Origin of the sequence: Actinoplanes campanulatus (genome assembly GCF_014647795.1) — a bacterium.
Lineage (GTDB): Bacteria > Actinomycetota > Actinomycetes > Mycobacteriales > Micromonosporaceae > Actinoplanes > Actinoplanes campanulatus.
Genome location: NZ_BMPW01000011.1, coordinates 132815 through 146821, shown reverse-complemented (window position 1 = coordinate 146821; position 14007 = coordinate 132815). Strand labels below are relative to the sequence as shown.

Genomic DNA, 14007 nt, shown 5'->3' with positions numbered 1-14007 from the left:
CGCCTAGATTAGCCGCGCCGCTCGCAAGGCATCGGCGGTCACCTCGGTGAGCTGGTCGTGGGCCAGGTCGGCGACCTCCTTGAGCGGCATCCAGCGCGCCTCGCAGGTGGAGCCGCCGACGTCGTGGATGGTCACCTCGGTCGGGTGGTCGACGACGACCCGGTAGAAGGCACGGACGCCGTGCCAGTCGATCGGGTAGCCCTCCGGGCCGAGGGAGGCGGCATCGCGGTGGCTGGCCACGCCGAGCAGCGAGACGAGGCGGCCCGCCTGACCGGTCTCCTCGACGAGTTCGCGGATCAGGGCGGTGCCGGGCTGTTCGCCGTAGTCGGTGCCGCCGCCGGGCAGGTGCCAGCAGCCGGCTCCCGGGTAGCCCTCGGAGATCCGGGTGAGCAGCAGGTTCTCGTATGTGTCGGTGGCGATCGCGTAGGCCGCGAACCGCTGCGCCCGGTGCAGCCCGTCCGGCCCCTCGTACGCGTAGAAGGACGGGAAGACCGGCGCCTCCTCGGGCCGCAGGTCACCGGCGTCGGTGGAGAGCCCGAGGGCGGCCGCGGTGAAGGGCCGCAGCTTGAGCTTCTCCGCCTCCTCCAGGGTGTGCCACCGCGCCAGGTCGGTGGGGTGGCCGACCCGGTCGATCAGGTTGCCGCCACGGACCGAGACCGTGTAGACCAGCCGGTCGGTGTGGATGGTGACGCCTCGGTGCGGCATCGAGCGCATGTCGGCGAGCACGTCCTGGAGCCCGGTGACGGTGACGGACAGGCCGGTCTCCGCCGCGGTCTCGCGGACGACGGTGTGGTTGGGATCTTCGCCGTGATCGACGGCGCCGCCGGGCAGCGACCAGACGCCGGGAGTGCCGGATCTGGACGATGCCCGGACCAGGAGCACGCGGCCGTCGCCGTCGCGCGCGACGGCGTAGGCGGCGATCCTGCGGAGCGGTTCCAGTGCGGGGGTCACGGGCGGCATTCTGCCCGGAATATGTGACCCTTCAAGAACTTCTGTCAACTTCCTGACAGTGGGATAGCGGTGCGTAATCGCAGCTCAGGGCGGCTTACGCCGCCCTGGGCGATTGATCCACTACTGTCCGTCACTCCCACTCAATGGTGCCCGGGGGCTTGCTCGTCACGTCCAGGACCACCCGGTTGACCTCGCGAACCTCGTTGGTGATCCGGTTCGAGATCTTGGCGATCAGGTCGTACGGCAGGCGGGACCAGTCGGCGGTCATGGCGTCCTCCGAGGAGACCGGCCGCAGCACCACGGGGTGCCCGTAAGTCCGCCCGTCGCCCTGCACACCCACGCTGCGCACGTCGGCGAGCAACACCACCGGGAACTGCCAGACCTCCCGGTCCAGCCCGGAGGCGGCCAGCTCCTCGCGGGCGATCAGGTCGGCCGCCCGCAGGATGTCGAGACGCTCCCGGTCGATCGCGCCGATGATCCGGATCGCCAGGCCGGGGCCGGGGAACGGGTGCCGCTGCACGATCTCGTCGGGCAGGCCGAGCTCCTTGCCGATGGCCCGCACCTCGTCCTTGAACAGGGTGCGCAGCGGCTCGATCAGCGCGAACTGGAGGTCGTCCGGCAGACCGCCGACGTTGTGGTGCGACTTGATGTTGGCGGTGCCGGTGCCACCGCCGGACTCCACCACGTCCGGGTAGAGCGTGCCCTGGACCAGGAACTCGATGTGCCGCTCGGCGTCGAGTTCACGGGCCGCGGCCTCGAACGTACGAATGAACTCGCGTCCGATGATCTTGCGCTTCTGCTCCGGATCCTCCACACCCTTCAGGTGGGAGAGGAACTGTTCCTCGACGTTCTTCACGACGAGCCGGACATTGGTCACGGCGACGTAGTCCTTCTCGACCTGCGCCGCCTCGCCCGCCCGCAGCAGCCCGTGGTCGACGAAGACACAGGTGAGCTGGTCCCCGATCGCGCGCTGGACCAGCGCCGCGGCGACCGCCGAGTCGACGCCCCCGGAGAGCGCGCAGAGGACCTGCCGGTCCCCGACCTGCTCACGGATGCGGGCGACCTGGTCGTCGATGATGTTGCCGGGCGTCCAGGTGGGCTCGATGCCGGCGATGTCGTACAGGAAGCGCTTGAGCATCTCCTGGCCCTGCTCGGTGTGCGCCACCTCGGGGTGGAACTGGACACCGGCCCGCTTCGAAGTCAGGTCCTCGAACGCGGCGACGGGCGCACCCGGGGTGGAGGCGGTGACCGAGAAGCCGGACGGGGCGACCGCGACGCTGTCACCGTGGCTCATCCAGACCGGCAGGTCGGCCGGGAGGTCGCGGAGCAGGGTGCCGCCGCGCGACTCGAGGAGGGTCCGCCCGTACTCCCGGGAGCCGGTGTGCGCGACCGTGCCGCCGAGGGCCTGGGCCATCGCCTGGAAGCCGTAGCAGATGCCGAAGACCGGCACATCATGATCGAACAGGCCGGCGTCGAGCGTCGGAGCACCCGGCTCGTAGACGCTGGACGGGCCGCCGGACAGGATGATCGCGGCGGGGTTCTTCGCCAGCATCTCGGCCACCGGCATCGAGTGCGGGACGATCTCGGAGTAGACACGGGCCTCGCGGACCCGGCGGGCGATCAACTGAGCGTACTGGGCGCCGAAGTCGACGACGAGAACGGGACGCGGGGTACTCACCCGGCGAGTTTACTCACCGGCTGAGTACCCCGGCCTCGTCAGGCTCGGTAGTAGGTGCGAATCGTGGTGTACCGCACGTTGCCGGCCTTGTCGTACGCCCGCACGCGGACCTTCATCGTCTTCTTCTGGCTCGCGACCTTGAACGACAGCACATAGCCGGCCGCTGTGTCGGTCGCCACCACCTTGCCGTTGACCAGCAGCTGGACCTTACTGATCCCGGACTTGTCGGCGGCCTTCACGTACACCTTGACGGTGCCCTTGACCTTGGCCTTGTTCGCCGGGGCCTTGGTGATCGACACGGTCGGGAGCACGTTGTCCGCGATCAGCGTCCGGGCCGGCAGCCAGGTGCTGTTGCCGGCCTTGTCGTACACCCGCAGCTGCGCCTTGATCGCGCCGTTGCGGCCGGCCGTCTTCAGTACCGGGGCGAACGGGGCGGTGTAGTCCCAGCTGTGCCACTTGCCGTCGACGTAGAGGTCGACAGCCCGGATGCCGGACCAGTCGTCCTTCAGGCCGAGCGGGGTGACCGCCACGTCGCCGCGGACCTTGGCGTTCTGCGCCGGGCTGGTGCCGGTGCCGGTCGGCGGCTTGGTGTCGGTGCCCTTGGTCAGCGCGGCGGCCGCGTCGACCATGCCGTAGTAGTTCCAGCCGCCGTTCGGCCGGGCCGAGCTGGTGATCGCCCGCCAGAGGCCCCACCCGCTGTAGTTCGGGTTCTTCGACTTGACCAGGGCGGCCACCCCGGCGACCAGCGGCGAGGAGAACGAGGTGCCCTGGATCTCGTAGTCGTCGTAGATGATGTTGCCGGAGCTGTCCCGGATGGTCAGCCAGCACGAGTCACGGTTGTCCCAGCAGTACGTGCCGTTGCGCTGCATGGCCGCGGTGATGGCGGGCGCCGAGACGTCCACCCAGCTGCCGTGGTTGGAGAACTCGACCCGCTCGCCGGGATTCGAGGTGTTCCGGGTGTTGGTGCCGCCGACCGCGAGCACGTCCGCGTACGCCGCGGGGTAGCTGTAGGCCTTGGTGCCGTCGTTCCCGGCCGCCGCGACGACCAGGACGCCCTGCCCGTTGGCCCAGGCCACCGCGTCCTTGAGGACGGCCGACGTCTGGCTGCCGCCGAGCGACATGTTGATGATCTTCGCGCCCCGCTTGACCGCGTAGATGATGCCCTGCGCGATCTGCGAGTAACTGCCGCTGCCCTGGCTGTTGAGCACCTTGACCGGCAGGATCTTGCACTTGGCGCAGACGCCCGCGATGCCGGCCGCGTTGTTCGGCGTGGCGGCGATCAGCGAGGAGACGATCGTGCCGTGCCCCTCGTCGTCGGTCGCGTTGCTGTCCCGGTTGACGAAGTCATAGCCGGTGAGCACCTTGCTGGTCAGGTCGCCGGTGGCGGTCACGCCGGTGTCCAGCACCGCAACCGTTACCTCGTCGCCGGTGGTGGTGTCCCACGCGGTGGGCACCCGCAGCTGCTCCAGCTCGGGCTGCCGGCCGGCGGTGAAGTACGGGTCGTTAGGCGGCACGGCCAGTTTCTTGGCCAGCGGGTCGACCTGGACGTACGAGACGTTGGGGTCGAGCTTGAGCGCGGCCGTGACGGCGACGGCCTGGGCCTTCGGCACCTCGATGGCCTTGGCCCGGATCTCGCTGAGCAGGCTGCGGGCCATCGAGCCCTTGGCGTCGGCGCCGGCCAGGCCGAGCCGGCTCAGGCTGGGCAGGTCGACGTCGGCGGCGACACCGGCGCGCAGGCCCACGACCAGGCGGACCGGAAGTTCCCGGCTGGAACCGGTGACCGAGGCGTTGGCGGTGGGAGCAAAGCTGGCGCCCGCAAGAAGGGCAGCGGCAGCCAGACCGACGACGACGCGCCGGTGAGTGGATTTCATACTCGGACGGCCTCCCCATGAGTCGATTCGTCGATCGACGAATCGGCCGCGCAAGCCTACCGGTGATCTTAAATTTGGCAATACCCGCGTGGCATTGAGCACCGCCGTGATCTCATTTACTGTTCGCGCTATGCGGAACAGCAAGATCACCTGGTCGATCGTGGCCGGCACCGGCCTCGCGCTGATCGCCGGAGTGGGCGTCGCCATCGCGGTCAACCGGGGCCCCGCCGAGCCGGCCGCGGCGCCCTCCGCCGGCCCCTCCACGAGCGCCGCGCCCACGGTGAGCACCCCGTCGGCGCCGCCGGCGCCGTCCCCCGGCGCCGACATCAAGGGGCCGCTCGACCTGGTGCTGATCGGCGTCGACACCCGGCTGAGCATCCCCGGCTACGAGCCGCACGCCGACACGATCATGCTGCTGCACGTGGAGGCCGACCTCGAATCGGCCTACCTGTATTCGCTGCCACGTGACCTCCGGGTCCAGATGCCGGCGTACAAGAAATCCGGTTTCCGCGGCGGCAAATACAAGATCACCGAAGCGATGAGCCGCGGTTCGCGCATCCCGGGCTCGAAGAAGAAGAGCGTGGAGCAGGGTTACGAACTGCTCACGAAGAGTCTCAGCGCGTACACCGGGATCAAGACCTTCCACGGCGGAGCGATCCTCAATTTCCGCGGTCTCGACAAACTGGTCGACAAACTCGGCGGCATCGACCTGGTGGTCGATCAGAAGGTGAAATCCCGGCACCGCCGACCGGACGGCACGATGCGGACGCAATCCGGCAGCGACTACAGCGGGCCGCAGGCCACCTACCTGCCCGGCAACCGGCACCTGGTCGGCTGGCAGGCGCTCGACTACGCCCGGCAGCGCTACGGGCTTCCCAACGGGGACTACGACCGCCAGCGGCACCACCGGCAGCTCGTCGAGGCGATCCTCACCAAGGCGATGGCGCAGGGCATGGCGGACCCGGCGAAACTGGGCGGGCTGATCAATGCGCTCGGCGAGGCGCTGGTCTACGTCGGTGGCCGTACACCGTTCGAGTACGCGTACGCCCTCCGGAACCTCACCCCGCAGGACATCACCACCGTGTCGCTTCCCGGCGGCGGCGTCGGCAGCGGCAGCGGGTACCTGGGTGAGCAGCTCAAAGCCGAGGGCCAGGGCTTCCTGAAGGCGCTCGCCAAGGGCAACCACGTCGCCTACCTGAAGGCACACCCCAAACTGATCGACAGGTAGTGGTCGTAACCTTCAAGCCATGAAACGACGGGCCGGCGGGCTGATCCTCCTGTTGCTGCTGTCCGGGTGCACCGGCGGTGAGCGCGAGCCGGAGGCGCCCCGGTCGGCGTCCCCGGCCGCCAGTTTCGGGCCGGGCGCGGTCGGCGCCGGCGATCCGTACTTCCCGACCTACGGCAACGGGGGCTACGACGTCGGCGGCTACGACCTGGCGCTGCGCTACGACCCGGCGGCCGGCAAGCTGGACGGCACGGCCACCATCACGGCCACCGCCACGCAGGACCTGTCCCGGTTCAACCTGGATCTCGCGCACCTGAAAGCCACCACCGTCCTGGTGGACGGCACCCCGGCCACCGTGGCCGCCGCGGGCAACGAGCTGGTGGTCACCCCGGCCGCCGGCATCCCGAAGGGCCGCGCCTTCACCACCGTGGTCAGCTACGGCGGCGTGCCGAAGCAGCTGGAGAACGAGACCCTCGGCGCGGGCGGCTGGCTGCGCGTGGGCAAGGAGGGCGCGATCGCCCTGGGTCAGCCCGAGTCGGCGAGCACCTGGTTCCCGGTCAACGACCACCCGTCCGACAAGGCGACCTTCAAGCTGGCGATGACCGTGCCGGACGGCGTCGAGGTGCTCAGCAACGGGCTGGCCGGCAACCGGGACACTGTGGACGGCTGGACCACCTGGCGCTGGGCCGAGGAGTCGCCGATGGCCAGCTATCTCGCCACCGTCGTGATCGGGCAGTACCGGATCACCACGGGCACCCACGCCGGGCGACCCATGATCACGGCGCTTCCCGAGTCGCTGCCCGCCAACGGCGCGGCCGCCAAGTCGCTGGGCCGCACCGGCGAGATCACCGACTTCCTGGAGACGCAGTTCGGGCCGTACCCGTTCCGGGCCAACGGTGGCGTGGTGGTCGACGAGGACGAGATCCGCTACGCCCTGGAGACGCAGGCCCGCCCGGTCTACGGCAACACCTTCTTCACCTCCGGCGAGAACACCGGCGTGGTCGCGCACGAGGTGGCCCATCAGTGGTTCGGCGACAGCGTGGCGCTCAGCCGCTGGCAGGACATCTGGCTCAACGAGGGCTTCGCCACCTACGCCGAGGCGCTGTGGTCGGAGCACTCCGGCGGGCGGACGGCGCAGCAGATCTTCGACGAGACCTACCGCGCCTTCGACTGGACCGAGACCCCCGGCGACCCCGGCCCGCGCCGCATCTTCGGCGACGCCGTCTACGAGCGCGGCGGCATGACCGTCCACGCACTGCGCAAGACGATCGGCGACGAGGCCTTCTTCAAACTGATCAAGTCCTGGGCCGCCGACCACCGCGACGGCAACGTCACCACCGAACAGTTCATCGAGGCCGCCGAGACCGCCTCCGGCAAGGACCTCGACGCCTTCTTCGAGGCCTGGCTGAACAGCAAGACCAAACCCCCAAGACCCTAACCAATCGGTACGACAGCCACTCACCCCTACGGCGGTGCACTCGGCGTCCCCGCAAAAAGCCGCCGGTGTCGAGGCAAGCGATTTGCCGACGCCAGCGGGGTTTACTGGCGGCGGGAAATCGCCTGCCTCGACACCGGTTACAAGGCTTTTTGCCGCGGAGCGAAGCGGAGCAAAGCTAGCAAAGCACCAGCGCTACCTTCTGGAACTCCTTGACGTCGCGGTAGCCGCACTTGGCCATCGCACGACGTAGGCCGCCGAAGAGGTTGAGCTGGCCGTCCGGGCGGTCGGCCGGGCCGTACAGGACCTCTTCGAGAGTGCCGTCGGGCTCGCCGGCGATGCAGAACCCGCCACGCGGCAGGGCCGGGTGGCTGGCGGCCGAGTGCCACCAGGCGCCGCCGGCCGGGGCGCCCTCGGCGAGCGACAGCGGCTCGCCCAGCATGACCGCGTCGGCGCCGCAGCCGATCGCCTTGGCGATGTCACCGGAGGTGGCGAGGCCGCCGTCGGCGATGAGATGCACGTACCGGCCGCCGGTCTCGTCCAGATAGTCGCGGCGGGCGGCCGCGGCGTCGGCGATCGCGGTGGCCATCGGCACCCGGATGCCGAGCACGGTGTCCGTCGTGGACCACTCGTCGGCGCCGACACCGACGATGACACCGGCCGCGCCGGTCCGCATCAGGTGCAGGGCCGTCTTGTAGTCGGTGCAGCCGCCGACGATGACCGGCAGGTCCAGGTCGGCGATGAACTCCTTGAGGTTGAGCGGCTCGTCGGTGGTGGAGACGTGCTCGGCCGAGACCAGGGTGCCCTGGATGACCAGCAGGTCCACGCCGGCGTCCAGTATCACCGGGGCGAGCGCCAAGGTGTGCTGCGGCGACACCCGGACGGCCACGGTGACGCCGCCCTCGCGGATCTGCCGGACCCGCGCACCGATCAGCTCCGGCTTGATCGGCTCGGAGTAGACCTCCTGGAGCCGCTTGGTGGCGTCGGCGTCCTCGTCCAGCGAGGCCAGCTCTTCGAGGATCTTGGAGGGGTCCTCGTAGCGGGTCCACAGGCCCTCGGCGTTGAGCACGCCGAGGCCGCCGAGGCGGCCCAGGGCGATCACCGAGTCCGGGCTCTGGGTGGCGTCCGACGGGTGCGCGACGCAGGGGATCTTGAAGGGGTACGCGTCGAGCTTCCACTCGGTCGACACGTCGTCCACGTCGCGGGTGCGACGGCTCGGAACGATGGCGATGTCGTCCAGGTGGTAGCCGCGCTGGGCCGTCTTGCCCAGGCCGATCTCCACTACGTCACGCATGGCTGGGATGCCTTCAATCCTTGTTACGGGTGGTGGGCGGGGCGGTCGGAAGGCTTAACGGGAGTGGTAGTTGGGAGCTTCGACCGTCATCTGGATGTCGTGCGGGTGGCTCTCCTTGAGCCCGGCCGCCGTGATCCGGATGAGCTGTCCCCGCTCCTGCAGGTCGGGGATGGTCTCCGCGCCCACGTAGCCCATGGCCGCGCGCAGCCCGCCGATGAGCTGGTGCGCCACCCTGGACAGAGGACCACGATAGGGCACCTGACCCTCGACGCCCTCGGGAACCAGCTTGTCCTCGTTCACATCCTGCTGGAAGTAACGGTCCTTCGAGTACGACTTGGCCTGACCGCGGGACTGCATGGCGCCGAGCGAGCCCATCCCCCGGTACGACTTGAACTGCTTGCCGTTCACGAAGATCAGCTCGCCGGGGCTCTCCTCCGAGCCGGCCAGCAGGCTGCCCAGCATCACGGTGCTGGCGCCGGCCACGATCGCCTTGGCGATGTCGCCGCTGTACTGGATACCGCCGTCGCCGATGACCGGGACGCCGGCCGGACGGCAGGCCCGGGACGCCTCCATGATCGCGGTTATCTGCGGCACACCCACGCCCGCGACGATCCGGGTGGTGCAGATCGCGCCCGGCCCGACACCGACCTTCACGGCGTCGGCGCCCGCCTCGACCAGGGCCTTGGCGCCCGCGTACGTCGCGACGTTGCCACCCACGATGTCGATCGTGGTGTCCTTCTTCAGCCGGGCGACCATCTCCAGCACGGCGCGCTGGTGACCGTGCGCGGTGTCGACGATGACCACGTCCACACCGGCGTCGATCAGGGCACGGGCCCGCTTGTACGACTCGTCGCCCACGCCGACGGCGGCCGCCACCCGGAGCCGGCCCTGCGGGTCCTTGGCGGCGTTCGGGTACTGCTCGCTCTTGGTGAAGTCCTTCACGGTGATCAGCCCGCGCAGGTGACCGCTCTCGTCGACCAGCGGCAGCTTCTCCACCTTGTGGCGGGCCAGCAGGGCCAGCGCCTCGTCCTTGCTCACCCCGACCGGGGCGGTGATCAGCGGCGTCTTCGTCATCACGTCGCGCACGTGAGCGTCGAAGTCGCTGACGAACCGCATGTCCCGGTTGGTCACGATGCCGACCAGCACGCCCTCGGCGTCGACCACCGGGGCGCCGGAGATCCGGTAGCGCCCGCAGAGCGCGTCCACCTGGCGGAGCGTGTCGTCCGGCCCGCAGGTGATCGGGTGGGTGATCATGCCGGACTCGGAGCGCTTCACCAGGTCGACCTGGGCCGCCTGGTCCTCCACGGAGAGATTGCGGTGCAGCACGCCGATGCCGCCCTGACGGGCCATGGCGATCGCCATCCGCGCCTCGGTGACGGTGTCCATGCCCGCGGAGAGCAGCGGGATCGACAGCTCGACGTTTCTGGTCAGGCGCGTAACGGTGTTGACCCGGCTGGGCACGACGTCCGATTCGCCGGGCTGCAACAGCACGTCGTCGAAGGTCAGACCGAGAGGAACGGTACGAGCGCTGTCAGTTTCCACAAATCATCCCTAGAGAAGAGGCGGAGTTCATCATCCTACCCATCCCAGGCGGGGCACCCGGGCGGCGGACAGAACGTGCGGGCCAGCACACACACGCGGGAGGTGAGTACGGTATGAGGGTGCAAGATGAGCCGATCGACCCGTTCAACGGCGACCCGACCGACCCGGCCGCTGGTCTCGACGACCTCAACGAGGACGCCGAGTCCGAACCGCTGACCGAGGACGAGCGGCAGGATGTCCTGGAGGACCTCTCCGACCTGGAGATCTACCAGGCGCTGCTCAGTCCGACGGGCATCCGAGGGCTGGTGATCGAGTGCGAGGACTGCCACGAGCCGCACTACTTCGACTGGGACCTGCTGCGCGGCAACCTGCGCCATCTGCTGAGCAGCGGCCGTCCGCGGGTGCACGAGCCCGCCTACGATCCGGACCCCGACCACTACGTAACTTGGGAGTACGCACGTGGATACGCCGACGGCGTCCACGACACCCTGACAGAGGGCACGGACGACGAGAATTAGCACTGAGCTTTACCCGATACCCCCCTAGTCTCCGCGAGGTCGTAGCCACGGAACGACCCGCAAAACGCCGCCGGTGACGAGGCAAGTGATTTGCCGACGCCAGCGGGGTTTGCTGGCGGCGGGAAATCACCTGCCTCGTCACCGGTTACAAGGCGTTTTGCCGCGGAGCGAAGCGGAGCAATCAGGCTCAGCTAAGCGACTAGCCCCGCTCGGAAGCCCGCGGCGACCGCATGTGCGCGGTCCCGGGCGCCGAGCTTGCGGAACAGCCGCCGGGCGTGCGTCTTGACGGTGTCCTCTGAGACGAAGAGTTCCCGGCCGATCTCGGCGTTGCTCTTTCCGTCCGCCATCCCCCGTAGCACCTGCAACTCACGCTCGGTGAGCGTGAGTCGCCGACCGGCGGGCTGCGCGTCGGTCATCCCGACACCCGCCTCGTTGCCGGGCCACGCCACCATCGGCCGGCCGGTAGCCGGATCGATCGGGGCGTCGCCACGCTGTGACGGAACCATCGGCGCGTTGGGGCCGAGCATGGCCGGCACCGCCGCCGCGTTGTGCACGCCGATGCCGCCGGGCCCCTGTTGATACTGCCCCCGCGCGCCGGGCGAGTTGTTGTTGCGGACGCCGCCGGCCACCGTGGCCGGCTGCGCGTTCGAACCGTTGATCGGCATGCCCTGCGGGCGCACCGGTAGCAGGAGCAGGAGCAGCGCTTTCGCGACGACACTGACCAGGTCGTGCTCGACGCCGCGGATGACGCCCCGGGCTCCGGCGGCGACGGCCGCCGCCGCCACCCGCGGGTCTTCGGCACCGAAGAGCACCACTTGTGCCTGGGGAGCGCGGGCAAGTACACGCCGGGTGAAGCCGACGCTGTCGGGCCGGGTCACGGCGGTGTCGGCCAGGACCACTTCGGCGGGCCGTTCCGCCAGTCGGATCATGGCCTCGGTCTCGCTGACCGCGGTCCGGACGACGCCGGTCATGCCGAGCCGGGCCGCGGTGGACGCGACGGTCTGGGCCGCCAGCGGGGTTCGGACGCACACGAGGACGGTACGCACAGTGATCCTCCTTCTCTCTCAGAGGAGATCACGCGAGGGCCGCAGCATTACGCGCTTTAGATGGAAAAAACGGGAAAGAAAGGTATGACTTGCCACCCCTTTGCCATACCGCTCACGAAGACATCGACGTGTTGCGTGTGAGCCGGCGATAGCCGGGGTACACCCGCGAAAGGCCTGAGTCAGGCCCCTCACGACGAACGCTCCGCGGTGCCGCGCGGGAGGAGGGTGTTGATGTCGAACGTTCGCAGACTGCCCGGGCCCATCGCCGATCTGTGGGATTGGCAGAGACTCGGGCTCTGCCGGGGCCGGGACAGTGCACAGTTCTTCCACCCCGACGGCGAGCGCGGGTCGTCCCGCAGTCGTCGCGAGGCAAAGGCCAAGACGATGTGCGGCGCGTGCCCGGTCCGGGCGGAGTGCGCCGCGCACGCCCTCGCCGTTCGCGAGCCGTACGGTGTCTGGGGAGGTTTCAGCGAATCGGAGCGGCTGCGGCTGCTCGCGGTCGGCTGGGAGGACCTTGCCGATCGTCACGGACGGGTCGACCTGACCCGGCTGGAAGCGCGCCTCGGACGGCCCCACAAAACGGCGGTACCCGCGCAACGGCAGGCACCGGCGGCCTGACGCCGCCCGGAGCGCGGCATCACCACACGGCTTCCGGCACGGTCCTCCGCGGAGGACCGCGCCGAGTGGTTCAGCGGTTCTTCAACCGCATTGGTGGACATGCAAGCCACCGTATGAGCGACTTGCTTTCCCGAGTCGGACCGAAAGTGCGGCTTTCAGCTACCCGATGTCGACTGTCACCTGGTGCCAGCCGGTCGCCCCGTCGGGTGCCGGAAGGGCCTCCTCCGGGGTCTGTGTCACCCCATCGAGATCGGTCGCGCGTACCCGTAAGGTGTGCCGTCCGGCGGAGGCGTCCCAGGTGAGGCTCCACTGCCGCCAGGTGTCCGCGGAGGCCGCCCCGGCCAGCGTGGCGGTCCGCCACTCCCCGTCGTCGACCTGCACCTCGACCTTGGCGATGCCGCGATGTGTCGCCCATGCGACGCCGCCCACCGTGACCGGGCCGGCCGAACGCGAGGCGCCGTCGCGTGGCGTGTCGATTCGTGACTGCGTCTTCACCGGCGCCTGCGCCGACCAGCCCCGGGGAACCCAGTAGGCGTCGAAGTCGGCGAACCTGGTCAGTTCGATCTCGGTGATCCACTTGCAGGCGGACACGTAGCCGTACAGTCCGGGAACGATCATCCGGACCGGGAAGCCGTGCTCGACCGGCAGCGCCTCGCCGTTCATCCCGATCGCCAGCAGCGCGTCCCGGCCGTCCCGCAGCACCGCTGTCGGCGTGCCGCAGGTCCAGCCGTCCACCGACCGCTGCACCACCTGATCGGCCTCGGGCAGCGGGTCCGCCTCGTCGAGCAGCGCCTTGATCGGGGTGCCGAGCCAGAGCGCGTTGCCGATCAGGTCGCCACCCACCTCGTTCGACACGCAGGCGATCGTCAGGTGGCGCTCGATCATCGGACGGCGCAGCAGATCGGCGAAGGTGACGGTGATCGGATTGCGCACCATCCCGTGGATCCGCAGCTCCCAGGTGGTCGGGTCGACCTGCGGAGTGACCAGGGCGGTGTCGATCCGGTAGAAGGTCCGGTTCGGCGTGACCCAGGGCACCGCGCCGGGCGCCTGGACGCCCGCGGGCAGCACCGGGGCGGGCTCCACCGGCGCCGGGAGCGCGATCGACTGCCGGGCCGCGCTCACCGCGCGCCTCGAGGTGAGCAGCCGCCCGCCGACGCCTCCGGCTGCCGCGATCACACCCACGATCCCCAGATCACGGACGAATCGGCGGCGGCTTCTTTCTATCTCGTACGGAGTTCGCGTGTCCCCGACCGCAACGACGTGTCCCGCCCTACCGGCGCCGCCGCCGTCGTGGTCCGGGCCGTCGCCCGCCGCCGGGCGTGGCTGCCCACTCACCGGCTCGGTAGCACCCACTGCGGCCGAGTCGACGGCCCGGACCGCTTCCGGCTCGACGGCCCGGGACAGGCGCAGCAGATGGTGCAGGACCAGGACCGCCACGGCCGCACCGACCAGGGCCGGGAGCACCGCGCCCGGCCCGGCCCCGGGACGGGTCAGCGCCGCCGCCGCGCCCACCGCCCCGAACAGCGCGATCCCGCCGACCGCGAGCGCCCACCGCCGCCGGCCCAGCACACCGACCCCGTAGGCGTACCCAGCGAGCAGCAGACCCGTACCGATGAGCAGTGCCGTCTTGTCGTGCGTCCCGAAGACCGCGATGCCGAAGTCCTTGACCGGCGCCGGAACGTGGTCGACCACCACCCCGCCGACCGCGACCAGCGGCGCGGACCGTGACCCGGTCGCGGCCGCGACCAGTTCGGCGACGCCGAGCGCGGCGGCGGCCGCCGCGATCCCGGCCAGTCCGGCGCGTAGCGATGCCCTCATCGGACCATCCT

At 69.9% G+C, this 14007-nt stretch carries 11 protein-coding genes; 4 read left to right on the top strand and 7 right to left on the bottom strand.

Going from position 1 to position 14007, the window contains the following annotated elements:
• Positions 1-3: 3 nt before the first annotated feature.
• The 3 genes from IEZ13_RS22215 to IEZ13_RS22205 all read right to left on the bottom strand — a co-directional run bounded on the left by IEZ13_RS22215 (position 4) and on the right by IEZ13_RS22205 (position 4500).
• The gene (locus IEZ13_RS22215) at positions 4-951 is read right to left on the bottom strand and encodes an NUDIX domain-containing protein (RefSeq protein WP_183222905.1); all 948 of its coding nucleotides are present in this window, start codon (positions 949-951) and stop codon (positions 4-6) included.
• A gap of 130 nt (positions 952-1081) precedes the next feature.
• Positions 1082-2629: a glutamine-hydrolyzing GMP synthase gene (gene guaA / locus IEZ13_RS22210; RefSeq protein WP_183222904.1), complete on the bottom strand. Its 1548-nt coding sequence runs from the start codon at positions 2627-2629 to the stop codon at positions 1082-1084.
• Positions 2630-2667: 38 nt separating this feature from the next.
• Positions 2668-4500 (bottom strand): S8 family serine peptidase, encoded by a 1833-nt coding sequence (locus IEZ13_RS22205; RefSeq protein WP_183222903.1) that lies wholly within the window; start codon positions 4498-4500, stop codon positions 2668-2670.
• 130 nt (positions 4501-4630) lie between these two features.
• Here IEZ13_RS22205 and IEZ13_RS22200 point away from each other — a divergent pair, with 130 nt between their 5' ends.
• Both IEZ13_RS22200 and IEZ13_RS22195 read left to right on the top strand, forming a co-directional pair.
• On the top strand, positions 4631-5728 hold the full coding sequence (locus tag IEZ13_RS22200; RefSeq protein ID WP_183222902.1) for an LCP family protein: 1098 nt from the start codon (positions 4631-4633) through the stop codon (positions 5726-5728).
• A gap of 19 nt (positions 5729-5747) precedes the next feature.
• On the top strand, positions 5748-7163 hold the full coding sequence (locus IEZ13_RS22195; protein ID WP_183222901.1) for a M1 family metallopeptidase: 1416 nt from the start codon (positions 5748-5750) through the stop codon (positions 7161-7163).
• 175 nt (positions 7164-7338) lie between these two features.
• Here IEZ13_RS22195 and IEZ13_RS22190 read toward each other — a convergent pair whose 3' ends face one another.
• Both IEZ13_RS22190 and guaB read right to left on the bottom strand, forming a co-directional pair.
• Positions 7339-8454, bottom strand: a complete 1116-nt coding sequence (locus IEZ13_RS22190) for a GuaB3 family IMP dehydrogenase-related protein (protein ID WP_189285749.1) — start codon at positions 8452-8454, stop codon at positions 7339-7341.
• Positions 8455-8508: 54 nt separating this feature from the next.
• Positions 8509-9996 carry an IMP dehydrogenase gene (gene guaB / locus IEZ13_RS22185; RefSeq protein WP_183222900.1) on the bottom strand — a complete coding sequence of 496 codons (1488 nt, stop codon included), beginning with the start codon at positions 9994-9996 and terminating at the stop codon, positions 8509-8511.
• Between the two features lie 119 nt (positions 9997-10115).
• Between guaB and IEZ13_RS22180 the strand changes: the two genes are divergently transcribed.
• Positions 10116-10514: a DUF5319 domain-containing protein gene (locus IEZ13_RS22180; protein ID WP_183223040.1), complete on the top strand. Its 399-nt coding sequence runs from the start codon at positions 10116-10118 to the stop codon at positions 10512-10514.
• A gap of 191 nt (positions 10515-10705) precedes the next feature.
• Here IEZ13_RS22180 and IEZ13_RS22175 read toward each other — a convergent pair whose 3' ends face one another.
• On the bottom strand, positions 10706-11560 hold the full coding sequence (locus tag IEZ13_RS22175) for a response regulator transcription factor (RefSeq protein WP_183222899.1): 855 nt from the start codon (positions 11558-11560) through the stop codon (positions 10706-10708).
• Between the two features lie 231 nt (positions 11561-11791).
• On the opposite strand from IEZ13_RS22175, the gene IEZ13_RS22170 reads away from it, so the two are divergent.
• Positions 11792-12178, top strand: a complete 387-nt coding sequence (locus IEZ13_RS22170; RefSeq protein ID WP_183222898.1) for a WhiB family transcriptional regulator — start codon at positions 11792-11794, stop codon at positions 12176-12178.
• A 159-nt stretch (positions 12179-12337) separates the two neighbouring features.
• Here the strand turns inward: IEZ13_RS22170 and IEZ13_RS22165 are convergent, their stop codons facing one another.
• Positions 12338-13996: a molybdopterin-dependent oxidoreductase gene (locus IEZ13_RS22165; RefSeq protein WP_183222897.1), complete on the bottom strand. Its 1659-nt coding sequence runs from the start codon at positions 13994-13996 to the stop codon at positions 12338-12340.
• Between the last annotated feature and the right edge of the window lie 11 nt (positions 13997-14007).

What these genes read in the sequence shown, in the direction of transcription:
- IEZ13_RS22205 (WP_183222903.1), bottom strand. Translation starts at nt 4,500, where the DNA reads ATGAAATCCACTCACCGGCGCGTCGTCGTCGGTCTGGCTGCCGCTGCC.
- IEZ13_RS22200 (WP_183222902.1), top strand. Translation starts at nt 4,631, where the DNA reads ATGCGGAACAGCAAGATCACCTGGTCGATCGTGGCCGGCACCGGCCTC.
- IEZ13_RS22195 (WP_183222901.1), top strand. Translation starts at nt 5,748, where the DNA reads ATGAAACGACGGGCCGGCGGGCTGATCCTCCTGTTGCTGCTGTCCGGG.
- IEZ13_RS22190 (WP_189285749.1), bottom strand. Translation starts at nt 8,454, where the DNA reads ATGCGTGACGTAGTGGAGATCGGCCTGGGCAAGACGGCCCAGCGCGGC.
- IEZ13_RS22170 (WP_183222898.1), top strand. Translation starts at nt 11,792, where the DNA reads ATGTCGAACGTTCGCAGACTGCCCGGGCCCATCGCCGATCTGTGGGAT.
- IEZ13_RS22165 (WP_183222897.1), bottom strand. Translation starts at nt 13,996, where the DNA reads ATGAGGGCATCGCTACGCGCCGGACTGGCCGGGATCGCGGCGGCCGCC.